The following is a 24114-nucleotide window of genomic DNA, read 5'->3' on the forward strand; positions in this document are numbered from 1 at the left end:
GTCGCGGCCACCCGGTCCGTTCCCTGGACGCGGCGCCGTCGGCCCGCCGTGACGTGGGAGGATCGGGGGAGTAGACGTAGGCGCAGGAGCAGGACAAAAGGAGCACCGTTGAGCAGGTTGCGCTGGCTGACGGCGGGGGAGTCGCACGGCCCCGCACTGGTGGCGACGTTGGAGGGCCTCCCGGCCGGCGTCCCGATCACCACCGATCTGGTGGCGGACGCGCTGGCCAGGCGTCGGCTCGGCTACGGCCGCGGTGCCCGGATGAAGTTCGAACGGGACGAGGTCACCTTCCTCGGCGGCGTCCGCCACGGCCTCTCGCTCGGCTCGCCCGTCGCCGTGATGGTCGGCAACACCGAGTGGCCCAAGTGGGAGCAGGTCATGGCGGCCGACCCGGTGGACGAGGCGGTCCTGGCCGACCTGGCCCGCAACGCCCCGCTGACCCGGCCGCGCCCCGGCCACGCCGACCTCGCCGGGATGCAGAAGTACGGCTTCGACGAGGCCCGCCCGGTCCTGGAGCGCGCCTCGGCGCGGGAGACCGCCGCCCGGGTCGCGCTCGGCGCGGTGGCCCGCTCCTTCCTCAAGGAGACCGCCGGGATCGAGATCGTCTCGCACGTGGTGGAGCTGGCGGCGGCGAAGGCCCCGTACGGCGTCGTGCCGACCCCCGCCGACGTCGAGAAGCTGGACGCGGACCCGGTGCGCTGCCTGGACGCGGACGCGAGCAAGGCGATGGTCGCGGAGATCGACCAGGCCCACAAGGACGGCGACACCCTCGGCGGCGTCGTCGAGGTCCTGGCGTACGGCGTGCCGGTCGGCCTCGGCTCGCACGTCCACTGGGACCGGCGGCTGGACGCCCGGCTGGCCGGTGCGCTCATGGGCATCCAGGCGATCAAGGGCGTCGAGGTCGGCGACGGCTTCGACCTGGCGCGGGTGCCCGGCTCCCAGGCGCATGACGAGATCGTCGCCACCGAGGACGGCATCCGCCGCTCCTCCGGCCGCTCCGGCGGCACCGAGGGCGGTCTGACCACCGGTGAACTGCTGCGGGTGCGGGCCGCGATGAAGCCCATCGCGACGGTCCCGCGGGCGCTGGCCACGGTCGACGTCACCACCGGCGAGGCGACCAAGGCGCACCACCAGCGCTCGGACGTCTGCGCGGTGCCGGCCGCCGGCATCGTCGCCGAGGCGATGGTGGCGCTGGTCCTGGCGGACGCGGTGGTCGAGAAGTTCGGCGGCGACAGCGTGCCGGAGACCCGCCGCAACGTCCGCGCGTACCTCGACAACCTGGCGATCAAGTGACGCCGCGCGCCGTCCTCGTCGGCCCGCCCGGCGCGGGCAAGTCGACGGTGGGCGCACTCCTCGCCGAACGGCTCGGCGTCGGCTACCGCGACACCGACGCCGACATCGTCGCCACGGCCGGCAAGCCGATCGCGGAGATCTTCATCGACGAGGGCGAACCGCACTTCCGCGAGCTGGAGCGGGCGGCGGTCCGTGCCGCCGTCGCCGAGCACGCGGGGGTGCTCTCCCTCGGCGGCGGCGCGATCATGGACGACTCGACGCGGGCGCTGCTGCGCGGGTTGCCGGTGGTCTTCCTGGACGTCGCGCTGGCCGACGCGGTCAAGCGGGTCGGCCTGGACGCCCCGCGGCCGCTGCTCGCGGTCAACCCGCGCCAGCGCTGGCGCGAGCTGATGGAGGCCCGCCGCCCGCTGTACACCGAGGTCGCGTCCGCCGTGGTCAGCACCGGCGGCCGTACCCCCGAGGACGTCGCCGAGGCGGTCCTCGACGCACTGGAGCCGGGGCGGGCCGCGGGCGAGGACCCGCGCGCCGCCCGCAGGAAGGAAGAGGCATGACGGAGCAGGCCACCCGTATCCACGTCGGCGGTACGGCGGGCAGCGAACCGTATGACGTGCTCGTCGGACGGCAGCTGCTGGGCGAGCTGCCCGGCCTGATCGGTGAGGGAGTGAAGCGGGTCGCCGTGCTGCACCCCGAGGCGCTGGCCGCCACCGGTGAGGCGCTGCGCGAGGACCTGGCGGCCCAGGGCTTCGAGGCCATCGCGGTCCAGCTGCCGAACGCGGAGGAGTCCAAGACCGTCGAGGTCGCCGCGTACTGCTGGAAGGCGCTCGGCCAGACCGGCTTCACCCGCAGCGACGTCATCGTCGGCGTCGGCGGCGGCGCCACCACCGACCTCGCGGGCTTCGTCGCGGCCACCTGGCTGCGCGGGGTGCGCTGGATCGCGGTGCCGACCACCGTCCTGGGCATGGTGGACGCGGCCGTCGGCGGCAAGACCGGCATCAACACCGCCGAGGGCAAGAACCTCGTCGGCGCGTTCCACCCGCCGGCCGGGGTCCTCTGCGACCTCGCGGCGCTCGACTCGCTGCCGGTCCACGACTACGTCTCCGGGCTCGCCGAGGTCATCAAGGCCGGGTTCATCGCGGACCCCGGCATCCTCGACCTGATCGAGAGCGACCCGGAGGCCGCCAAGCGCCCCGACGGGCCGCACACCCAGGAGCTGATCGAGCGGGCGATCCGGGTCAAGGCCGAGGTGGTCTCCGCCGACCTCAAGGAATCCGGTCTGCGGGAGATCCTCAACTACGGCCACACCCTGGCCCACGCCATCGAGAAGAACGAGCGGTACAACTGGCGCCACGGCGCGGCCGTCTCCGTCGGCATGGTCTTCGCCGCCGAACTCGGCCGGATCGCCGGGCGGTTGGACGACGCGACCGCCGACCGCCACCGCGCGGTGCTGGCCGCCGTCGGCCTGCCGCTGACCTACCGCGGCGACCAGTGGCCCAAGCTGCTGGAGACCATGAAGGTCGACAAGAAGTCCCGCGGCGACCGGCTCCGCTTCATCGTCCTCGACGGTCTGGCCCGGCCCACCGTCCTGGAGGGCCCGGACCCGGCCATGCTGCTCGCCGCGCACGCGGAGATCGCCGCATGAACGAGCGGAGCGAGAAGACCGTCAAGAGGTGCGTCCCCGGCGTAGGCCGGGCCGAGCAGAGCGAGGGATGGGCATGAGCCGCCGGGTGCTGGTCCTCAACGGCCCCAACCTCGGCCGCCTCGGCTCCCGCGAGCCGGACGTCTACGGCGCCACCTCCTACGCGGGGCTGGTCGCGGAGTGCGCCCGGCTCGGCAAAGAGCTGGGCCTGGACCCCGAGGTGCGGGAGACCAACGACGAGGGCGAACTGGTCCGCTGGCTGCACGAGGCCGCGGACGGCGCGATCCCGGTGGTCATCAACCCCGGCGCGTTCACGCACTACTCGTACGCCATGCGGGACGCGGCGGCGCAGCGCACCGCCCCGCTGGTCGAGGTGCACATCTCGAACCCGTACGCCCGCGAGGAGTTCCGCCACAACTCGGTCCTCGCGGCGGTGGCCAGCGGTACGGTCGCCGGTTTCGGCATCGGCTCGTACCGGCTGGCGCTGCGCGCGGTCGCCGAGGAACTGAACGGCTGACTGTTGCCCGGACCGGGTCCGCGCCGCCGCGGACCCGGTCCGGGCCGGGGCGTGTCCGGAAAGCCCCGGCCCGACCCGACGAGGCACTTCCCGCCGCCCCCTAGCCGTTCACACCGTGACCGCCGGGGGCGGTACCGTTCGTCAGCAGTACCGCACGGACCGCGGCCACGGCGCCGCACCGGCCCGCCCGGCGGGCGCCCGGTGTGCCGGACCGGCCGCCCGGCATCCGCGCACCGCACCCAGGCCATCCCACGAGACGGAGACCACCGGATGCAGTACGCAGTGGGGGCTCCGCTGCCGCCCCGTCACCAGACGCCGGAGCAGGGAGCGACCCAGAGCTGGACCCCCGGCCCCGGTCACCCCGTCCCGCCGGGCCCGCCGCCGTCCCCGTCCGCACCGCCGGGCGGCCCGCACCCGGGCGCCGTACCTCCCGGGTCAGGGCATCCGGGAGCGGGCCAGCCGGGCACCGCGTCCCCCGGCGCCGGACACCCGGGCGCCGCGCAGCCGGGCTGGAGCGCCCCGCCGCCGCAGCAGCCCGCACCGCCCGTCGGGGACACCACGGGCACCGCCGGGTCCACCGGTCACATCCAGCTGCCGCCCGGCGCCCCCGTCGCGCTGCCCAGCCCCCCGGTCGGCACCGCCGCCCCCGACGCCGCGCACACCGCCGTCGCCGTGCTGCTCATAGGCCCGGCCGGGGCGGGCAAGACCAGCGTGGCCCGCCACTGGGCCGACTGCCGCCGGGTGCCCACCGCACACATCAGCCTCGACGACGTCCGTGAATGGGTACGCTCCGGCTTCGCCGACCCGCAGCAGGGGTGGAACGACCACTCCGAGGCGCAGTACCGCCTGGCCCGCCGCACCTGCGGTTTCGCCGCCCGCAACTTCCTCGCCAACGGCATCTCCTGCATCCTCGACGACGCCGTCTTTCCCGACCGCCCGGTCGTCGGCCTCGGCGGCTGGAAGCGCCATGTGGGCCCGGGGCTGCTGCCGATCGTGCTGCTGCCCGGCCTGGAGATCGTCCTGGAGCGCAACGCCCGCCGCACCGGCAACCGCCGCCTCTCCGACGAGGAAGTGGCCCGGATACACGGCCGGATGGCGGGCTGGTACGGCTCCGGTCTGCCGATCATCGACAACTCCCAGCACGACGTCGCGACCACCGCGCGGATGCTCGACGACGTCCTCGCCCGCAGCCTCGCCTCGCCGCCCAGCTGGTGACCGTCCGGCGGCGCCGGTGGGCGGAGGCGGCCGGTCCGGCTCGGGTACCCCGCCCGGCGGCTCCCGACCGGCCCGTAGGGTGATTCGCCCGTAAGCTCGGGATATGTCCGAGCTGTACGCGGCCCGGCGCACGCGGCTGCGGGACCGCTGCGCGGCGACCGGATCCACCGCCGCCCTGATCTCGCGCCCCGCCAACGTCCGCTATCTCACCGGCTGCGCGCCCGCCGGCGCCGCACTTCTCCTGGGACCGGCCGCGGACGTGCTGCTCTGCGGCGCCCCGCTGACCGGCGACCCGTCCGAGGGGCGCCCCGCCGAGGACGTCCGCGTCACGGTGCTGCCCGCCCGCGACGGCGACCCCGTGGTGGCCGGCGCCGATCTCGCGGCGACGGCCGGGGCCACCACTCTCGCCGTCGAGGAACACCATCTGACCGTCGCCCGGCACCGGGCGCTCGGCCGTATCGCCCCGCAGCTGCGCCTGGCCGATGTGGCCTGCGCGGTCGAGGCGCAGCGGCTGATCAAGGACGACGACGAGATCTCCTGTCTGCGCATCGCCGCGGAGATCACCGATCAGGCCCTCGGGGAACTCCTGGAGTCGATCCTGGTGGGCCGCACCGAGCGGCATCTCGCCCTGGAGCTGGAGCGCCGTCTCGTCGACCACGGTGCGGACGGCCCGGCGTTCGCGACCTCGGTGGCGACCGGCCCGCACTCCGGCCGTCCGGGGCATCTGCCCACCGATCGCCGGGTCGAGGAGGGCGACTTCCTCAGCGTCGGCCTCGGTGCGAACTACCGCGGCTACCGCTGCGAGATCGGCCGGACCTTCGTCATCGGCACCACGCCCGCGGACTGGCAGATCGAGCTGTACGACCTTGTTTTCGCAGCCCAGCGGGCCGGCCGGGAGGCGCTGGCGCCGGGGGTGGAGTGCCGTGAAGTGGACCGGGTGACCCGCCATCTGCTGGAATCCGCAGGGCACGGGGAGCGTCTTGGGCCGTGGACCGGACACGGCGTGGGGCTCGAAATCGATGAGGACCCTCAGTTGTCACCTGCGGCCATGGGTAAACTGGACGCTTGCGTGCCGGTCACCGTCGAGCCAGGGGTCCACATCCCGGGCCGTGGGGGTGTCCGGATCGACGACACCCTCGTCGTCCGCCCCGAGGCGGACGGCGGACCCGAGCTACTCACGATCACTACCAAGGAGCTGCTCGCCCTGTGAGCCACCGGGCTCGCTGCGGGCGGTTTCTCGGTACCCACCACCTGCAGTCCAGGAGATTCCGCAACCGTGGCTTCCACGAACGACCTCAAGAACGGCATGGTGCTCAAGCTCGAAGGCGGCCAGCTCTGGTCCGTCGTCGAGTTCCAGCACGTCAAGCCCGGTAAGGGCCCGGCCTTCGTCCGCACCAAGCTCAAGAACGTGCTCTCCGGCAAGGTCGTGGACAAGACCTTCAACGCCGGCGTCAAGGTCGAGACGGCCACCGTCGACAAGCGCGGCATGCAGTTCTCGTACATGGACGGCGACTACTTCGTCTTCATGGACATGGACACCTACGACCAGCTGCACGTCGACCGCAAGGCCGTCGGCGAGGCCGCGAACTTCCTCCTCGAGGGCTTCGAGGCCGTGGTGGCGCAGCACGAGGGCGAGGTGCTCTACGTCGAGCTGCCGGCCGCCGTCGAGCTGACCATCAAGCACACCGAGCCGGGCGTCCAGGGCGACCGCTCCACCGGCGGCTCCAAGCCCGCCGAGCTGGAGACCGGCTACTCGATCCAGGTGCCGCTCTTCATCACCGAGGGCGAGAAGATCAAGGTCGACACCCGCTCCGGTGAGTACCTCGGCCGGGTGAACAGCTAACCGTGGCCGCCCGTAACAAGGCCCGTAAGCGCGCCTTCCAGATCCTCTTCGAGGCCGATCAGCGCGGGGCCGACGTGCAGTCCGTGCTCGCGGACTGGATGCGGCACGCCCGGACCGACCCGCGGCAGCCGCCGGTCAACGAGTTCACCCTGGAGCTGGTCGAGGGGTATGCGGACCACGTCGCCCGCATCGACGAACTGCTCGACACCTACTCCGTCGACTGGCCGCTGGACCGGATGCCGGTCGTCGACCGCAACATCCTCCGGCTCGCCTCGTACGAGCTGATCTGGGTGGACGCGACGCCCGACGCGGTGGTCATCGACGAAGCGGTGCAGCTGGCCAAGGAGTTCTCCACGGACGACTCCCCGGCCTTCGTCAACGGCCTGCTGGGCCGGCTGAAGGACCTGAAGCCGAGCCTGCGGCGCGAGACGCGATAACCGCAGAAGCCGGGGCTCACCCGGTGGCACCCGTGAAAGGGCCCGGAGCGCGCAGCACAGGCGCTCCGGGCCCTTCGCGTACCCCCGGGCCCTTCGTGCGCGAGCCCCGGTCCCGGCCGCCGTACGGGCCGTGTGGGGGCCGGGAAAACGCGAACCGCCGCCCCGGTGCTCCGGGACGGCGGATCGTCGGTCTGCTGCTGTTGCGGGACGGCTCAGAGGTCGTCGTGGGCGACCGCGCGGCGCGCGTCGGCGTCCAGCACACCCCAGCTGATCAGCTGCTCGGTCAGCACCGAGGGGGACTGGTCGTAGATCACCGCGAGGGTGCGCAGGTCGTCCTGGCGGATCGAGAGGACCTTGCCGTTGTAGTCGCCGCGCTGGCTCTGGATCGTGGCGGCGTAGCGCTGCAGCGGGCCGGCCTTCTCCTGCGGGACGTGGGCGAGGCGCTCCAGGTCCAGCACCAGCTTCGGCGGGGGCTCGGCGGCGCCGCCGGGCGTGGTGCCGGGCAGCAGCTCCTGCACCGGCACGCCGTAGAAGTCCGCCAGCTCGGCGAGGCGCTGCACCGTCACGGCGCGGTCACCGCGCTCGTACGAGCCGACCACCACGGCCTTCCAGCGGCCCTGCGACTTCTCCTCGACACCGTGGAGCGAGAGGCCCTGCTGGGTGCGGATGGCGCGGAGCTTGGCCCCGAGCTGTTTGGCGTATTCGCTGGACATAAAGCTCCCCAGACACCTGAATCGAATCGATATGCGGCACCGCCGCGCGGCTGGTAACTCACTGTGAGGTTACGCAGCGTAATCCTTGTTCGTCAAGCCGGGGAGTCCGCAGGGGCCTCCAGGGGGTGGTGCCCGGAGATTCTCGAACGGCCCTGCTAACCTGTGCAGCGGTAAACCCGACGTCCTTTAAGGTCCGTCCCGTGAGGCGGAGAAGGAGGTCCGTTTCGCATGGACGCAAGCAGTTCCGACGTACGCGTATCCGCTCACTCATCCGACGCCCGCTCCCAGGTGCCCGCGCGCCCGGTGCTCGAAGGCCCGGACATCGCGCGGATGCTGACCCGTATCGCCCACGAGATCGTCGAACGCGCCAAGGGCGCCGACGACGTGGTGCTCCTGGGGATCCCGACCCGCGGTGTCTTCCTCGCCCGGCGGCTCGCCGCCAAGCTGGCGGAGATCACCGGCCGCGCCATCCCGGTCGGCTCGCTCGACATCACCATGTACCGCGACGACCTGCGCCTGGGCCCCGCCCGTGCGCTCGCCCGCACCGAGATCCCCGGTGACGGCATCGAGGGCCGTGTCGTCCTCCTCGTCGACGACGTGCTCTTCTCCGGCCGCACCATCCGCGCCGCCCTGGACGCCCTGAACGACATCGGCCGGCCTCGCGCCGTCCAGCTCGCCGTTCTCGTCGACCGCGGCCACCGCGAGCTGCCGATCCGCGCCGACTACGTCGGCAAGAACCTCCCCACGTCGCTGCGGGAGACCGTCAAGGTCCAGCTCGCCGAGGAGGACGGCCGCGACGCCGTACTGCTCGGCACGCGCGCCGACGACGACGCGGCGACCGAGCGGCCCACCCGGACCGGCGAGCGCTAGCGCAGCCGCCCCACGGACCCGGCATGCCCGGGGCCGTACCGCTGCCTGCCCTCCCGACGGACATACCCGTACGCCTTTCCCACCCACGGAGAAACCGGATGAAGCGTCACCTCATCTCGGCCGCCGACCTCACACGCGACGACGCCGTCCTGATCCTCGACACCGCCGAGGAGATGGCCCGGGTCGCCGACCGGCCGATCAAGAAACTCCCCACCCTGCGCGGGCGCACCGTCGTGAACCTCTTCTTCGAGGACTCGACCCGGACGCGGATCTCCTTCGAGGCCGCCGCCAAGCGCCTCTCCGCGGACGTCATCAACTTCTCCGCCAAGGGCTCGTCGGTCTCCAAGGGCGAATCCCTCAAGGACACCGCCCTCACCCTGGAGGCGATGGGCGCCGACGCCGTCGTCATCCGCCACCACGACTCCGGCGCCCCGCACCGCCTGGCCACCTCCGGCTGGATCGGCGGCTCCGTCGTCAACGCCGGTGACGGCACCCACGAGCACCCCACCCAGGCGCTGCTGGACGCCTTCACCATGCGCCGCCGCCTGGTCGGCGCGGACGCCGGGCTCGGCAAGGACCTCTCCGGCCGCCGCATCACGGTCGTCGGCGACATCCTGCACAGCCGCGTCGCCCGCTCCAACGTCCATCTGCTCACCACGCTCGGCGCCGAGGTCACCCTCGTCGCACCGCCCACGCTGGTGCCGATCGGCGTGGAGAACTGGCCCTGCAAGGTCTCCTACGACCTCGACGCGGTCCTCGCCACCTCCGACGCCGTGATGATGCTCCGGGTGCAGCGCGAGCGGATGAACGCCGCCTTCTTCCCGACCGAGCGCGAGTACGCCCGCCGCTACGGGCTGGACGGCGAGCGCATGGCCCGGATGCCCGAGGACGCGATCGTGATGCACCCCGGCCCGATGAACCGCGGCATGGAGATCACCGCCGAGGTCGCCGACTCGCCGCGCTGCACCGCCGTGGAGCAGGTCACCAACGGTGTCAGCATCCGGATGGCCGTCCTCTACCTGCTCCTGGGCGGCAACGAACCCGCCCTCACCACCACCGCCCGCACCGAGGAGAGCAAGTAACCATGAGCAAGACCCTGATCCGCGGGGCGAAGATCCTCGGTGGCGAGCCGCAGGACGTGCTGATCGACGGCGAGACCATCGCCGAGATCGGTACGGGCCTGAGCGCCGAAGGCGCCCGTGTCGTCGAGGCCGGCGGCCAGATCCTGCTGCCGGGCCTCGTCGACCTCCACACCCATCTGCGCGAGCCGGGCCGTGAGGACTCCGAGACCGTGCTGACCGGCACCAAGGCGGCCGCGGCCGGTGGCTTCACCGCCGTCCACGCCATGGCCAACACCTTCCCTGTCGCCGACACCGCGGGCGTCGTCGAGCAGGTCTGGCGCCTGGGCCAGGAGTCCGGCTACTGCGACGTCCAGCCGATCGGCGCCGTCACCGTCGGCCTGGAGGGCAAGAAGCTCGCCGAGCTGGGCGCGATGCACGAGTCCCGCGCCGGGGTGCGGGTCTTCTCCGACGACGGCAAGTGCGTCGACGACGCGGTGATCATGCGCCGCGCCCTGGAGTACGTGAAGGCGTTCGACGGCGTCGTCGCCCAGCACGCCCAGGAGCCGCGGCTCACCGAGGGCGCCCAGATGAACGAGGGCCTGGTCTCCGCCGAGCTGGGCCTGGGCGGCTGGCCCGCCGTCGCCGAGGAGTCGATCATCGCCCGCGATGTGCTGCTCGCCGCGCACGTCGGCTCCCGCGTCCACATCTGCCACCTCTCCACCGCCGGCAGCGTCGAGATCGTCCGCTGGGCCAAGTCCAAGGGCTGGAACGTCACCGCCGAGGTCACCCCGCACCACCTCCTCCTCACCGACGAGCTGGTCCGCAGCTACAACCCGGTGTACAAGGTCAACCCGCCGCTGCGCACCGAGGCCGATGTGCTGGCGCTGCGCGAGGCGCTGGCCGACGGCACCATCGACTGCGTCGCCACCGACCACGCCCCGCACCCGCACGAGGACAAGGACTGCGAGTGGGGCGCGGCCGCCATGGGCATGGTCGGCCTGGAGACCGCGCTCTCCGTCGTCCAGCAGACGATGGTCGACAGCGGGCTGCTGGACTGGGCGGGCGTCGCCGACCGGATGTCGTTCCGCCCGGCGCACATCGGCCGCCTGACCGGACACGGTCGTCCCGTCTCGGTCGGTGAGCCCGCCAACCTCACCCTGCACGATTCCGCTTACCGTGGAGTCGTGGACCCCGCGGGCTTCGCCTCCCGCAGCCGCAACACCCCCTACGAGGGCCGTGAGCTGCCGGGTCGCGTCACCCACACCTTCCTGCGGGGCCGGGCAACGGTCGTCGACGGGAAGCTGGCGTGACTCCTCACCTCCTCACCACCGCAGCGGCACAGAAGTCCGCCGAGGTCACCGACTGGGCCGCGCGGATCGGCTGGGTCGTCGGACTTCTGCTCTTCATCGCGCTCGTCTACTGGCTGATGCGCCAGGGCTGGAAGTGGCGCAGCACGCTCCAAAGCGGCCTGCCCGCGCTTCCCACCAGCCCTGATGAGCCGGGCGAGGCCCTGCTGACGGCATCCGGCCGCTACCACGGCTCGACCACCGCCGGGCAGTGGCTCGACCGGATCGTCGCCCAGGGCCTCGGCACCCGCAGCCGCGTCGAGCTGACCCTGACCGAGCAGGGCCTGGACGTCGTCCGCCCCGGCGCCACCGACTTCTTCGTCCCGGCGGACGCCCTGCGCGGCGCCCGGCTCGACAAGGGCATCGCCGGGAAGGTCCTCCCCGAGGGCGGTCTGCTGATCGTCACCTGGACGCACGGCGACACGGAGATCGATTCCGGTTTCCGCTCCGACCGGGCCGCCGACCACCCCGCATGGGTCGAGGCGCTCAACCGCCTCAGCCCCCACCACTCCACCAGCACCACCGAGCACAACGGAACGGAAGGCGCACGATGACGACCTCCACCAGGGGGACCAAAATCCCCGCCGTACTCGTCCTGGAGGACGGCCGCAGCTTCCGCGGTCGCGCCTACGGGGCCGTGGGGGAGACCTTCGGCGAAGCGGTGTTCTCCACCGGCATGACCGGCTACCAGGAGACGCTGACCGACCCCTCGTACCACCGCCAGGTCGTCGTCATGACCGCCCCGCACGTCGGCAACACCGGCGTCAACGACGAGGACGACGAGTCGCAGCGCATCTGGGTGGCGGGCTACGTCGTCCGCGACCCCGCCCGCACGCCGTCCAACTGGCGCGCCAAGCGCTCCCTGGACGAGCAGCTCGTCGCCCAGGGCGTCGTCGGCATCAGCGGCATCGACACCCGCGCCCTCACCCGCCACCTGCGCGAGCGCGGCGCGATGCGGGTCGGCATCTTCTCCGGCGACGCGCTGCCCGACGAGGGCACCATGCTCGCCAAGGTCCGCCAGGCGCCCGAGATGGCCGGCGCCGACCTGAGCGCCCAGGTCGCCACCAAGGAGACGTACGTCGTCCCGGCCGTCGGCGAGAAGCGCTTCACGGTCGCCGCCGTCGACCTCGGCATCAAGGGCATGACCCCGCAGCGGATGGCCGAGCGCGGCATCGAGGTGCACGTCCTGCCCGCCACCTCCACCGCCGAGGACGTCTACGCGGTCGCCCCCGACGGCGTGTTCTTCTCCAACGGCCCGGGCGACCCGGCCACCGCCGACGGCCCCGTCGCGGTCATGCAGGAGGTCCTGAAGCGGAAGACGCCGCTGTTCGGCATCTGCTTCGGCAACCAGATCCTCGGCCGCGCCCTCGGCTTCGGCACCTTCAAGCTGAAGTACGGCCACCGCGGCATCAACCAGCCCGTCCAGGACCGTACGACGGGCAAGGTCGAGGTCACCGCGCACAACCACGGCTTCGCCGTCGACGCGCCGCTCGACAAGGTCTCCGACACGCCCTACGGCCGCGCCGAGGTCACCCACGTCTGCCTGAACGACAACGTCGTGGAGGGCCTGCACCTCCTCGACCAGCCGGCGTTCTCCGTCCAGTACCACCCCGAAGCCGCCGCGGGCCCGCACGACGCGGCGTACCTGTTCGACCGCTTCGTTACGCTCATGGAGGGCCAGCGTGCCTAAGCGCACCGATATCCAGTCCGTCCTGGTCATCGGCTCCGGTCCGATCGTGATCGGTCAGGCAGCCGAGTTCGACTACTCCGGCACCCAGGCGTGCCGGGTCCTCAAGTCCGAGGGCCTGCGCGTCATCCTCGTCAACTCCAACCCCGCCACGATCATGACGGACCCGGAGATCGCCGACGCCACCTACGTCGAGCCGATCACCCCGGAGTTCGTCGAGAAGATCATCGCGAAGGAGCGCCCGGACGCCCTGCTGCCGACCCTCGGCGGCCAGACGGCCCTCAACACCGCGATCTCCCTCCACGAGGCCGGCACGCTCGACACGTACGGCGTCGAGCTGATCGGCGCCAACGTCGAGGCGATCAACAAGGGCGAGGACCGCGACCTCTTCAAGGAGGTCGTGGAGGAGGTCCGCAAGAAGATCGGCCACGGCGAGTCCGCGCGCTCGTACATCTGCCACTCCATGGACGACGTCCTGAAGGGCGTCGACGAGCTGGGCGGCTACCCCGTCGTCGTCCGCCCCTCCTTCACCATGGGCGGCGCCGGCTCCGGCTTCGCCCACGACGAGGAGGAGCTGCGCCGCATCGCCGGCCAGGGCCTCACGCTCTCCCCGACCACCGAGGTGCTCCTGGAGGAGTCCATCCTCGGCTGGAAGGAGTACGAGCTGGAGCTGATGCGCGACAAGAACGACAACGTCGTGGTCGTCTGCTCCATCGAGAACTTCGACCCGATGGGCGTGCACACCGGCGACTCGATCACCGTCGCCCCGGCGATGACGCTGACCGACCGCGAGTACCAGATCCTGCGGGACATCGGCATCGCCGTGATCCGCGAGGTCGGCGTGGACACCGGCGGCTGCAACATCCAGTTCGCGGTCAACCCCGAGGACGGCCGGGTCATCGTCATCGAGATGAACCCGCGTGTCTCGCGCTCCTCGGCGCTCGCCTCCAAGGCCACCGGCTTCCCGATCGCGAAGATCGCCGCGCGCCTCGCCGTCGGCTACACGCTCGACGAGATCCCCAACGACATCACCGAGGAGACCCCGGCGTCCTTCGAGCCCACGCTCGACTACGTCGTCGTCAAGGTCCCCCGCTTCGCGTTCGAGAAGTTCCCCGCCGCGGACGCCACCCTCACCACCACCATGAAGTCGGTGGGCGAGGCCATGGCGCTGGGCCGCAACTTCACCGAGGCGCTCCAGAAGGCGCTGCGCTCGCTGGAGAAGAAGGGCTCGCAGTTCACCTTCACCGGCGAGCCGGGCGACAAGGGTGAGCTGCTGGTCAAGGCGCAGGTTCCGACCGACGGCCGGATCAACACCGTCATGCAGGCGATCCGCGCGGGCGCCACGCCCGAGGAGGTCTTCGACGCCACGAAGATCGACCCGTGGTTCGTCGACCAGCTCTTCCTGCTCAAGGAGGTCGCCGACGAGATCGCCGCCGCCGACCAGCTGGACGCCGACACGCTCGCCGAGGCCAAGCGCCACGGCTTCTCCGACGCCCAGATCGCCGGCATCCGCGATCTGCGGGAGGACGTCGTCCGCGAGGTCCGCCACGCCCTCGGCATCCGCCCGGTCTACAAGACGGTCGACACCTGCGCCGCCGAGTTCGCCGCGAAGACCCCGTACTTCTACTCCTCCTACGACGAGGAGAGCGAGGTCGCCCCGCGCGAGAAGCCCGCGGTGATCATCCTGGGCTCCGGCCCGAACCGCATCGGCCAGGGCATCGAGTTCGACTACTCCTGCGTCCACGCCTCCTTCGCGCTCAGCGACGCGGGCTACGAGACCGTGATGGTCAACTGCAACCCGGAGACCGTCTCCACCGACTACGACACCTCCGACCGGCTCTACTTCGAGCCGCTCACCCTGGAGGACGTGCTGGAGATCGTCCACGCCGAGCAGCAGGCCGGACCGGTCGCCGGCGTCGTCGTCCAGCTCGGCGGCCAGACGCCGCTGGGCCTGGCCCAGGCGCTCAAGGACAACGGCGTGCCGATCGTCGGCACCTCCCCGGAGGCCATCGACCTCGCGGAGGAGCGCGGCGCGTTCGGCCGGGTCCTCGCCGAGGCCGGGCTGCCCGCCCCCAAGTACGGCACCGCCTTCTCCTTCGACGAGGCGAAGACCATCGCCGCGGAGATCGGCTACCCGGTCATGGTCCGCCCCTCCTACGTGCTGGGCGGCCGCGGCATGGAGATCGTCTACGACGAGCCGTCGCTGGGCGAGTACCTCACCCGCCACGCCGGTCTCATCGACCAGCACCCGGTCCTGATCGACCGGTTCCTGGACGACGCCATAGAGATCGACGTCGACGCCCTCTACGACGGCACCGAGCTGTACCTCGGCGGCGTCATGGAGCACATCGAGGAGGCCGGTATCCACTCCGGCGACTCGGCCTGCGCCCTGCCGCCCATCACCCTCGGCGGCCACGACATCAAGCGGCTGCGCGCCTCCACCGAGGCCATCGCCAAGGGCGTCGGGGTCCGCGGACTGATCAACATCCAGTTCGCGATGGCCGGCGACATCCTCTACGTCCTGGAGGCCAACCCCCGCGCCTCGCGCACCGTGCCCTTCACCTCGAAGGCCACCGCGGTGCCGCTGGCGAAGGCCGCCGCCCGGATCTCCCTCGGCGCCACCGTCGCCGAACTGCGGGCCGAGGGCATGCTGCCGAAGACCGGCGACGGCGGCACGCTGCCGCTCGACTCGCCGATCTCCGTCAAGGAAGCCGTCATGCCCTGGTCCCGCTTCCGGGACGCCTCCGGGCGCGGCGTGGACACCGTCCTCGGCCCGGAGATGCGCTCCACCGGCGAGGTCATGGGCATCGACTCGGTCTTCGGCACCGCCTACGCCAAGTCGCAGTCGGGTGCGTACGGCGCGCTGCCCACCAAGGGCCGGGCGTTCGTCTCCGTCGCCAACCGCGACAAGCGGTCGATGATCTTCCCCGCCCGGGAGCTCGTCGCCCACGGCTTCGAACTGCTCGCCACCTCCGGCACCGCCGAGGTGCTGCGCCGCAACGGCATCAGCGCCACCGTGGTCCGCAAGCACTCCGAGGGCGAGGGCCCGAACGGTGAGAAGACGATCGTCCAGCTGATCCACGACGGCGGCGTCGACCTCATCGTCAACACCCCCTACGGGACCGGTGGCCGCCTCGACGGCTACGACATCCGCACCGCGGCGGTCTCCCGGGGCGTGCCTTGCCTCACCACCGTCCAGGCGCTCGCCGCCGCCGTCCAGGGCATCGAGGCGATGTCCCGCGGCGACGTCGGGGTCCGCTCCCTCCAGGAGCACGCGGAGCACCTGACCGCCGCCCGCGACTGACACCAGGCCCACGAGGGGGACACCGCACACCGGTGTCCCCCTAAGGCCTGTCCCGCAATCCCTGGCGGGCGCACGACGCCAGCTACTTCCCCAAGCTCTCGACTGCGCTCAAGCAGGGGAGGCCCCATCCTCGCCGCGTTGTCGGAACGTCCACATACACCCGGTATGCGGACGCTCCTCCGCCTTGCGATGCACCGCATCTGACGCCGCGCGCTGATCCGCCAGGGATTGCGGGACAGGCCTTGGTCATGAGCACCGCCGCTCCGGAGCCCCACGAGGACACCACCATGTACAAGACGTTCTTCCGCCTGATCTTCCAGCGCATGGATCCCGAGAAGGCCCACCACCTGGCCTTCGGCTGGATCCGGGCCGCCGCCCGCACGCCCGTCCTGCGGACCTTCGCCGCGGCGGCGCTCGCGCCCCGCTACAAGGAGCTGCGCACCGAGGCGCTCGGCCGCCGGATGCACGGCCCGTTCGGCCTCGCCGCCGGCTTCGACAAGAACGCCACCGCCATCGACGGCATGGCGATGCTCGGCTTCGACCACGTCGAGATCGGCACCGTCACCGCACAGCCGCAGCCCGGCAACCCCAAGAAGCGCCTCTTCCGGCTCGTCCCGGATCGCGCGCTGATCAACCGCATGGGCTTCAACAACGACGGTTCGGCCGCCGTCGCGGACCGCCTCGCCGCCCGCACCCCGGTCTTCCGCACCACCCTCGGCGTCAACATCGGCAAGACCAAGGTGGTCCCCGAGGAGGAGGCGGTCGGCGACTACGTCACCTCCACCGAGCGCCTCGCCGCGCACGCCGACTACCTCGTCGTCAACGTCTCGTCCCCGAACACCCCGGGGCTGCGCAACCTCCAGGCGGTCGATCACCTCCGCCCGCTGCTGACCGCCGTCCGCGAGGCCGCCGACCGTACGGTCACCGACCGCCGCGTCCCGCTGCTGGTCAAGATCGCCCCGGACCTCGCCGACGCGGACATCGACGCCGTCGCCGACCTCGCCCTCGAACTGGGCCTGGACGGCATCATCGCCACCAACACCACCATCGCCCGCGACCCGGCCCTCAAGTCCGACCCGGCGCTGGTCAACGAGGCCGGCGGGCTGTCCGGCGCACCCGTCAAGGACCGCTCCCTGGAGGTGCTGCGCCGCCTCTACGCCCGCGTCGGCGACCGGATCACCCTCGTCGGCGTCGGCGGCATCACCACCGCCGAGGACGCCTGGCAGCGCATCCTCGCCGGCGCCACCCTGATCCAGGGCTACAGCGCCTTCATCTACGAGGGTCCCTTCTGGTGCCGCGCGCTCCACAAGGGGCTCGCCGCCCGGCTGCGCAACAGCCCTTACGCCACCCTCGCCGACGCGGTCGGCGCCGAGCGCGAGCAGGTGACCGCATGACGATCCAGGACACCACCCCGGCACCCTTCGGCGCGCGCCTGCGCCGCGCCATGGACGAGCGCGGCCCGCTCTGCGTCGGGATCGACCCGCACGCCTCCCTCCTCGCCGACTGGGGGCTGAACGACGACGTCGCCGGGCTGGCCCGCTTCACCCGTACCGTCGTCGAGGCGCTCGGCGACCGCGTCGCGGTCCTCAAGCCGCAGTCCGCGTTCTTCGAGCGCTTCGGCTCCCGCGGCCTCGCCGTCCTGGAGACCGCCGTCGCCGAGGCGCGCGAACGCGGTGCGCTCGTCCTGATGGACGCCAAGCGCGGCGACATCGGTTCCACCATGGCCGCCTACGCCGCCACCCACCTCGACCCGGCCTCGCCGCTCTTCTCGGACGCGGTGACGGTCAGCCCGTACCTCGGCTACGGCTCGCTGCGCCCGGCCCTGGACCTGGCCGCCACCCACGGCTGCGGCGTCTTCGCACTCGCGCTGACCTCCAACCCGGAGGGTGCGGAGTTCCAGCGGGCGGTGCGCGAGGACGGCCGGAGTGTCGCGGCCACCGTGTTGGGCCACCTCGCCGAGGAGAACGCCACGGCCGAGGGCCTGGGCTCGTACGGCGCGGTGGTCGGTGCGACCCTCGGCGATCTCTCCGCCTTCGATCTGGCGATCAACGGTCCGCTGCTGGCGCCCGGCATCGGCGCCCAGGGCGCGACCCCCGCCGACCTGCCCACCGTCTTCGGGGACGCGGTCCGCAACGTGCTGCCGAGCGTCAGCCGGGGGGTGCTGCGGCAGGGTCCGGACACCGGCGCGCTGCGGGACGCGGCGGCCCGGTGTGCCGACGAGGTGCGGGCGGCAATCGATCAGCAGGAGGCTCGGCGGTAGATTTCATCCCGATTTGTCCTGGTCAGCAGAGTCTGACCAGGACTTTTCGTCTGTTCTCGCTGACTCAGGCGCTGTCGGCCGCTAGTCTCCGACGAGAGCACCGCACGTAAGAGCGTTGCTCGTTGCTCCGCCCGTGCGGGGCGACTAGGTTCCACACCGGTCCGTATCCGACAGTTCTACATCCGAGGTGACGTAGGCGTGGCTCTTCCGCCCCTTACCCCTGAACAGCGCGCAGCTGCGCTTGAGAAGGCCGCCGCGGCTCGCCGGGAGCGCGCAGAGGTCAAGAATCGGCTCAAAAACTCCGGCGTCACCCTCCACGAGGTCATCGAGGCGGGCCAGGGCAACGAGGTCATCGGCAAGATGAAGGTCTCCGCGCTCCTCGAATCGCTGCCCGGCGTGGGCAAGGTCCGCGCCAAGCAGCTCATGGAGCGCCTGGGTATTTCCGAGAGCCGCCGCGTGCGCGGTCTGGGTTCCAACCAGATCGCCGCTCTGGAGCGGGAGTTCAGCGGCTCGGCTTCCTGAGTTTTCCGGCACAGCCCGGAAGCTGGAATAATCGCTGCATGGCTGCAACATCCCGGGGGACGACCCCCGTGCCCCCGGACGCTCGTCCGCGACTGACCGTGCTCTCCGGCCCCTCGGGGGTCGGCAAGAGCACGGTCGTCGCCCATCTGCGCAAGGTGCATCCCGAGATCTGGCTCTCGGTTTCGGCGACGACCCGTAAGCCCCGTCCCGGAGAACAGCACGGCGTTCAGTACTTCTTCGTCGACGACGAGGAATTCGACAAGATGATCGCCAACGGTGAACTCCTGGAATGGGCGGAATTCGCGGGTAATCGCTACGGCACCCCGCGCCGCGCGGTGCTCGACCGGCTGGAGTCGGGCGAGCCCGTCCTGCTGGAAATCGATCTGCAGGGCGCCCGCCAGGTGCGCGAATCGATGGCGGAGGCGCAGCTCGTCTTTCTCGCCCCGCCGAGCTGGGACGAGCTGGTCCGCCGCCTCACCGGCCGCGGCACCGAGGCTCCCGACGTGATCGAACGCCGGCTGGACGCCGCGCGTATCGAGCTGGCCGCGGAGAAGGAATTCGATGTGACGCTCGTCAACACCTCCGTCGAGGGCGTCAGCCGTGAGCTGCTAGCCTTGATGCTGCGGCGTAATGGGGACGGAAAGACCGCAGGCTGACGCCGCGGATCTCCCCGACCCCCGCCAGAGTTTTTGCTTCACCACCGGCTTCACACCCCTTCGGAAGGCAGAGAGTGTCCTCTTCCATCACCGCGCCCGAGGGCATCATCAACCCGCCGATTGATGAGCTCCTTGAGGCCACCGACTCGAAGTACAGCCTCGTGATCTACGCGGCGAAGCGTGCGCGTCAGATCAACGCGTACTACTCGCAGCTCGGCGAGGGCCTGCTCGAGTACGTCGGCCCGCTCGTCGACACCCACGTCCACGAGAAGCCCCTGTCGATCGCGCTCCGCGAGATCAACGCGGGTCTGCTGACCTCCGAGGCCATCGAGGGCCCCGCGCAGTAAGCACCGCACCACCATGAAGGGCCCGGCAGCGCGACTGCCGGGCCCTTGGTGTGTCATAGGGGCACACCCGCCGCGGGCGGACGGCATCCGGCCGCCGCCACGGGGCGATCCGGACCTAGCTCGGGGAGCAGCGAAGCGATGGACAAGCAGGAGCGTGCGACGCCCAGGGTCGTACTGGGCGTCAGCGGTGGCATCGCCGCGTACAAGGCCTGTGAGCTGCTGCGGCGGCTGACCGAGTCGGGGCACGACGTCCGGGTGGTGCCGACCGCCGCCAGTCTGCACTTCATCGGCGAGGCCACCTGGTCGGCGCTGTCCGGCAACCCGGCCACCACCGAGGTGTGGGAGTCCGTCCACGAGGTGCCGCACGTCCGCATCGGACAGGGTGCCGACCTCGTGGTGGTCGCGCCCGCCACCGCCGACATGCTGGCCAAGGCGGCCCACGGCATCGCCGACGACCTGCTGACCAACACTTTGCTCACCGCGCGCTGCCCGGTGGTCTTCGCGCCCGCGATGCACACCGAGATGTGGGAGAACCCCGCGACCCAGGAGAACGTCGCCACGCTGCGGCGCCGCGGCGCGCTGGTCATCGAGCCCGCGGTCGGCCGCCTCACCGGCGTCGACACCGGCAAGGGCCGCTTCCCGGACCCCGCCCAGATCTTCGAGCTCTGCCGCCGGGTGCTGGCCCGCGGCCCGCGGGCAGCCACCGCGGATCTGGCCGGGCGGCATGTCGTCGTCAGCGCGGGCGGCACCCGCGAGCCGCTGGACCCGGTCCGCTATCTGGGCAACCGCTCCTCGGGGCGGCAGGGCTACGCGCTCGCCGCGACGGCGGCCGCGCGCGGGGCGCGGGTCACCCTGGTCGCGGGCAACACCGAGCTGCCGGACCCGGCGGGCGTGGACGTCGTCCGGATCGGCACCGCCGTCCAGTTGCGGGAGGCGGTGCTGGCGGCGGCGGGCGACGCCGACGCGGTCGTGATGGCGGCGGCGGTGGCCGATTTCCGGCCGGCGGAGTACGCCACCGGGAAGATCAAGAAGAAGGACGGACAGGAGCCGGAACCGGTCACGCTGGTCCGCAATCCGGACATCCTCGCCGAGCTGTCCGCCGACCGGCCCAACCCTGGCCAGATTGTTGTCGGATTCGCCGCCGAGACCGACGACGTTCTCGCCAACGGCCGCACCAAGCTCGCCCGCAAGGGCTGTGACCTGCTGGTTGTCAACGAGGTGGGGGAGCACAAGACCTTCGGGGCGGCGGATAACGAAGCCGTGATCCTCGCCACGGACGGTTCCGAGACACCGGTGCCGCACGGACCGAAGGAAGCGCTGGCAGACACGGTGTGGGACCTCGTCGCGGGCCGGTTCACGGCCGCCGCCGACGGCTCCTGAGGCGCCCGCCGCACCGGCCCCGCGGGCCCGCGCCACCGCGTCGGGCCCTCTTGACCAGCGGGGCCGGACGGCTGATCGTCCCTCTGTGGGCCGTGGTGTGCCAGGTCGCGACGGATCCACAAATCGAGACTGAGTGTCCGAACCTCGCACACGACCGATAAACTGGCCAGCGGATCGGGCCGAGCGCAGCTCTCGAGCCCCTCCGCCAAATGATCAGCCAGCAGCCGCTGCAACCCCAGGGAGCGATGTGTCCCGCCGCCTCTTCACCTCGGAGTCCGTCACCGAGGGCCACCCCGACAAGATCGCTGACCAGATCAGCGACACGATTCTCGACGCCCTCCTCAAGGAGGACCCCACCTCCCGGGTCGCCGTCGAGACGTTGATCACCACCGGCCTGGTCCATGTGGCCGGCGAGGTGACGACGAAGGCGTACGCCGACATCCCCAGCCTTGTGCGCAACAAGATCCTCGACATCGGCTACGACTCGTCGAAGAAGGGCTTCGACGGCGCCTCCTGCGGCGTCTCGGTCTCCATCGGCGCGCAGTCCCCGGACATCGCGCAGGGTGTCGACACCGCGTACGAGACGCGTGTGGAGGGCGATGAGGACGAGCTGGACAAGCAGGGCGCGGGCGACCAGGGCCTGATGTTCGGCTACGCGTGCGACGAGACGCCGGAGCTGCTCCCGCTGCCGATCTTCCTCGCGCACCGGCTCTCCCGCCGCCTGTCCGAGGTCCGCAAGAACGGCACCATCCCCTACCTGCGCCCCGACGGGAAGACCCAGGTCACCATCGAGTACGACGGCCACAAGGCCGTCCGCCTCGACACCGTCGTGGTCTCCTCGCAGCACGCCAGCGACATCGACCTCGACTCGCTGCTCGCGCCCGACATCCGCGAGTTCGTCGTCGAGCACGTCCTCAAGGAGCTGGTCGAGGACGGCATCAAGCTGGACACCGACGGCTACCGGCTGCTGGTGAATCCGACCGGCCGCTTCGAGATCGGCGGTCCGATGGGTGACGCCGGTCTGACCGGCCGCAAGATCATCATCGACACCTACGGCGGCATGGCCCGTCACGGTGGTGGCGCGTTCTCCGGGAAGGACCCGTCGAAGGTCGACCGGTCCGCCGCGTACGCGATGCGCTGGGTGGCCAAGAACGTCGTCGCGGCCGGTCTCGCGGCCCGTTGCGAGGTTCAGGTGGCGTACGCCATCGGCAAGGCCGAGCCGGTCGGTCTCTTCGTCGAGACCTTCGGTACCGCCACCGTCGACACCGACAAGATCGAGCAGGCCATCGGCGAGGTCTTCGACCTCCGCCCGGCCGCGATCATCCGCGATCTCGACCTGCTCCGCCCGATCTACGCGGAGACCGCGGCGTACGGCCACTTCGGCCGCGCGGACGCCGACTTCACCTGGGAGCGCACCGACCGCGTCGACGCCCTCCGCAAGGCGGTGGGTCTCTAGGACCCCTCGTCCGGGGCGCCTCGGACACCGAAGCGGCCCCGCACCGGATTCTCCCGGTGCGGGGCCGTTCGGCGTCTTGGCGCCCGCTCAGACCGCGGCGGCGACCAGTTCGCGGGCGATCAGCTCCGCCCGGACGTTGATCATGTACATGGATCCGGCGTAGAAGAGGTCGCCGGAGGTCAGGTCGCCCAGCGCGTACAGCCGGCCCGGGGTCTGCCCGGCGGCCGGGCGCAGGGCGTTCGTCGCCGGGTCGATCAGCAGCCCGCCGTGCGGATTGTTGACCACCAGGCCCGCCTCGGCCAGCGAGCGCAGCAGCGGGGCGGCGCGCGGTCCGGTGGTGGCGAGCCCGGTGCGGGTGGCGTCGACCACGACGTCGGCGCGTCCGGCCCGGCCCTCGTGCACCACCTCGAAGCCGCCGCCCGCCCGCGCGCGGACCCCGGCCGTTCCGTGGCGGACCGTCAGCTGACCGCTGTCCATCGCCGCCAGCAGCCGCCGGCCGGTCGGCGGCGGCATCGGGTTGTAGAGCGGTTTGGCGAGCGGGTGGAAGCGGCGCAGGAACACCCGCTTCTCGCGGTCGCCCCACGCCGTCCACACGCTCTCGCGGACGTCGCGCAGCGCCGTCGTGGCGATCGTCTGGTACGGATTGCCGTCCAGCCGGGCCAGTTCGGAGCGGAGCCGGTCGTGCGCCGGGCGGGGCGCGGTCTCGGCGGCCAGATCGGTGCCCGCCGCGGTCAGTTCGTCCCGCAGGAGCGCGAAGGTCTCGCGCAGCCCGAGGGAGCCGGAGCGCTCCAGATGGCGGGAGATCGCCTCCGGCGTCAGATGGGTGAGGGTGAACGGGCGGTGCCGGGCGCGGACGCCGGGCAGCAGACCGTGCCGTGAGGTCATGGTGATCCGGCCGCGGTGGCCCCGGTGCAGCAGCCCCAGTGCGACGTCCACCCCGGAAAGACCGGTGCCGAGGACCATGACATGGGCGTCCTCGGCGATCTCGGGCAGCACCGCGGAGAGCGGGTACGGGTCGGGGTGGAAGCCGGGGGCGCCGGCCAGCCCGTAGGGGTCGGCCGGCGGGCCGCTGCCCGGGCAGAGCACCACCCGGTCGGCGTGGGTGAGGGCGGCGGCGCCGCGGATCATGACCTCCGCGGCGGACGCCTTGGCGACGGTGGCGAACTCCGGCACCACCGTCACCGTCCAGCCCCGGCGCCGGGCCTCGCGCAAAGACGCGGCCCAGTGGTCCACCAGGTACTCGCCGTAGACCCGCCGCGGGACGTACGCGTCGGGCGGCAGGGTCGCCAACGGCGTTCCCGCGTACCGGGGTTGGCGGTGCAGCCAGCGCAGGAAGTGATCCCGCTCGGCGCACCGCACCGACATGAATCCGGCCTCGCGGTTGACCAGTGCGCAGTCCAGATCGGGGCGGTAGGCGCGGCCGGTGGCCAGTTGCCGCGCCCCTTCGTGGACCGTGATGTCGAACGCGGCGTCTCTCCCGGCGTGGCGCAGCATGCTGTCGAGCAGGCTGACCGCCGCGGCGCCGCCGCCTATGACCGCCAGGCGCATGAGCGGGCTCCCTCCCGGAGCGT

At 71.8% G+C, this 24114-nt stretch carries 23 protein-coding genes; 21 read left to right on the top strand and 2 right to left on the bottom strand.

Annotated elements, in window-relative coordinates:
* The first annotated feature begins 108 nt into the window (after positions 1-108).
* From aroC to nusB, 8 genes are all read left to right on the top strand, one after another.
* Positions 109-1293 (top strand): chorismate synthase, encoded by a 1185-nt coding sequence (gene aroC, locus ACZ4U4_RS12485; RefSeq protein WP_467872272.1) that lies wholly within the window; start codon positions 109-111, stop codon positions 1291-1293.
* Positions 1290-1844 carry a shikimate kinase gene (locus ACZ4U4_RS12490; RefSeq protein WP_467872275.1) on the top strand — a complete coding sequence of 185 codons (555 nt, stop codon included), beginning with the start codon at positions 1290-1292 and terminating at the stop codon, positions 1842-1844. The genes aroC and ACZ4U4_RS12490 overlap by 4 nt, the downstream gene beginning before the upstream one ends.
* On the top strand, positions 1841-2932 hold the full coding sequence (aroB, locus tag ACZ4U4_RS12495; protein ID WP_467872277.1) for a 3-dehydroquinate synthase: 1092 nt from the start codon (positions 1841-1843) through the stop codon (positions 2930-2932). The genes ACZ4U4_RS12490 and aroB overlap by 4 nt, the downstream gene beginning before the upstream one ends.
* A gap of 73 nt (positions 2933-3005) precedes the next feature.
* Positions 3006-3446 (top strand): type II 3-dehydroquinate dehydratase, encoded by a 441-nt coding sequence (aroQ, locus tag ACZ4U4_RS12500; protein WP_467872280.1) that lies wholly within the window; start codon positions 3006-3008, stop codon positions 3444-3446.
* Between the two features lie 270 nt (positions 3447-3716).
* Positions 3717-4661, top strand: a complete 945-nt coding sequence (locus tag ACZ4U4_RS12505; protein WP_467872283.1) for an AAA family ATPase — start codon at positions 3717-3719, stop codon at positions 4659-4661.
* A 103-nt stretch (positions 4662-4764) separates the two neighbouring features.
* Positions 4765-5871: a M24 family metallopeptidase gene (locus ACZ4U4_RS12510; protein ID WP_467872285.1), complete on the top strand. Its 1107-nt coding sequence runs from the start codon at positions 4765-4767 to the stop codon at positions 5869-5871.
* A gap of 66 nt (positions 5872-5937) precedes the next feature.
* Positions 5938-6504, top strand: coding sequence for an elongation factor P (efp, locus tag ACZ4U4_RS12515; protein WP_467872286.1), 567 nt, complete (start codon positions 5938-5940; stop codon positions 6502-6504).
* A gap of 2 nt (positions 6505-6506) precedes the next feature.
* Positions 6507-6941 carry a transcription antitermination factor NusB gene (nusB, locus tag ACZ4U4_RS12520; protein WP_399093847.1) on the top strand — a complete coding sequence of 145 codons (435 nt, stop codon included), beginning with the start codon at positions 6507-6509 and terminating at the stop codon, positions 6939-6941.
* A gap of 212 nt (positions 6942-7153) precedes the next feature.
* Here the strand turns inward: nusB and bldD are convergent, their stop codons facing one another.
* Positions 7154-7654: a transcriptional regulator BldD gene (bldD, locus tag ACZ4U4_RS12525; RefSeq protein ID WP_030278578.1), complete on the bottom strand. Its 501-nt coding sequence runs from the start codon at positions 7652-7654 to the stop codon at positions 7154-7156.
* A 228-nt stretch (positions 7655-7882) separates the two neighbouring features.
* Between bldD and pyrR the strand changes: the two genes are divergently transcribed.
* The 13 genes from pyrR (at position 7883) to metK (ending at position 22543) form a co-directional block, all read left to right on the top strand.
* Positions 7883-8524, top strand: coding sequence for a bifunctional pyr operon transcriptional regulator/uracil phosphoribosyltransferase PyrR (gene pyrR / locus ACZ4U4_RS12530; RefSeq protein WP_467872288.1), 642 nt, complete (start codon positions 7883-7885; stop codon positions 8522-8524).
* Positions 8525-8622: 98 nt separating this feature from the next.
* Complete coding sequence (locus ACZ4U4_RS12535) at positions 8623-9606, top strand: aspartate carbamoyltransferase catalytic subunit (protein ID WP_467872290.1); 984 nt, start codon at positions 8623-8625, stop codon at positions 9604-9606.
* Between the two features lie 2 nt (positions 9607-9608).
* Positions 9609-10895, top strand: a complete 1287-nt coding sequence (locus ACZ4U4_RS12540; RefSeq protein ID WP_467872291.1) for a dihydroorotase — start codon at positions 9609-9611, stop codon at positions 10893-10895.
* Positions 10892-11485, top strand: a complete 594-nt coding sequence (locus ACZ4U4_RS12545) for a PH-like domain-containing protein (protein WP_467872293.1) — start codon at positions 10892-10894, stop codon at positions 11483-11485. Before ACZ4U4_RS12540 ends, ACZ4U4_RS12545 begins: the two co-directional genes overlap by 4 nt.
* A complete protein-coding gene (carA, locus tag ACZ4U4_RS12550; protein WP_467872295.1) occupies positions 11482-12621 on the top strand; it encodes a glutamine-hydrolyzing carbamoyl-phosphate synthase small subunit in 1140 nt (379 codons plus the stop codon). Before ACZ4U4_RS12545 ends, carA begins: the two co-directional genes overlap by 4 nt.
* Positions 12614-15922: a carbamoyl-phosphate synthase large subunit gene (gene carB / locus ACZ4U4_RS12555; protein WP_467872297.1), complete on the top strand. Its 3309-nt coding sequence runs from the start codon at positions 12614-12616 to the stop codon at positions 15920-15922. The genes carA and carB overlap by 8 nt, the downstream gene beginning before the upstream one ends.
* A 287-nt stretch (positions 15923-16209) precedes the next feature.
* Positions 16210-17316 carry a quinone-dependent dihydroorotate dehydrogenase gene (locus ACZ4U4_RS12560; protein WP_467873110.1) on the top strand — a complete coding sequence of 369 codons (1107 nt, stop codon included), beginning with the start codon at positions 16210-16212 and terminating at the stop codon, positions 17314-17316.
* Positions 17313-18182, top strand: a complete 870-nt coding sequence (gene pyrF, locus ACZ4U4_RS12565) for an orotidine-5'-phosphate decarboxylase (protein ID WP_467872299.1) — start codon at positions 17313-17315, stop codon at positions 18180-18182. The genes ACZ4U4_RS12560 and pyrF overlap by 4 nt, the downstream gene beginning before the upstream one ends.
* 198 nt (positions 18183-18380) lie before the next feature.
* Complete coding sequence (mihF, locus tag ACZ4U4_RS12570; protein WP_030278594.1) at positions 18381-18704, top strand: integration host factor, actinobacterial type; 324 nt, start codon at positions 18381-18383, stop codon at positions 18702-18704.
* Positions 18705-18742: 38 nt separating this feature from the next.
* Entirely contained in the window at positions 18743-19360 is a 618-nt protein-coding gene (gene gmk, locus ACZ4U4_RS12575; RefSeq protein WP_467872303.1) for a guanylate kinase, read from the top strand.
* Between the two features lie 74 nt (positions 19361-19434).
* Positions 19435-19707 (top strand): DNA-directed RNA polymerase subunit omega, encoded by a 273-nt coding sequence (gene rpoZ, locus ACZ4U4_RS12580; protein ID WP_005319902.1) that lies wholly within the window; start codon positions 19435-19437, stop codon positions 19705-19707.
* A 138-nt stretch (positions 19708-19845) separates the two neighbouring features.
* Positions 19846-21087 (top strand): bifunctional phosphopantothenoylcysteine decarboxylase/phosphopantothenate--cysteine ligase CoaBC, encoded by a 1242-nt coding sequence (coaBC, locus tag ACZ4U4_RS12585; RefSeq protein ID WP_467872306.1) that lies wholly within the window; start codon positions 19846-19848, stop codon positions 21085-21087.
* Positions 21088-21334: 247 nt separating this feature from the next.
* The gene (gene metK / locus ACZ4U4_RS12590; protein WP_467872308.1) at positions 21335-22543 is read left to right on the top strand and encodes a methionine adenosyltransferase; all 1209 of its coding nucleotides are present in this window, start codon (positions 21335-21337) and stop codon (positions 22541-22543) included.
* A gap of 87 nt (positions 22544-22630) precedes the next feature.
* On the opposite strand, the gene ACZ4U4_RS12595 is transcribed toward metK, so the two are convergent.
* Positions 22631-24091: an FAD/NAD(P)-binding protein gene (locus tag ACZ4U4_RS12595; protein WP_467872310.1), complete on the bottom strand. Its 1461-nt coding sequence runs from the start codon at positions 24089-24091 to the stop codon at positions 22631-22633.
* Between the last annotated feature and the right edge of the window lie 23 nt (positions 24092-24114).

Source organism: Streptomyces sp. NPDC029159 (assembly GCF_055564055.1).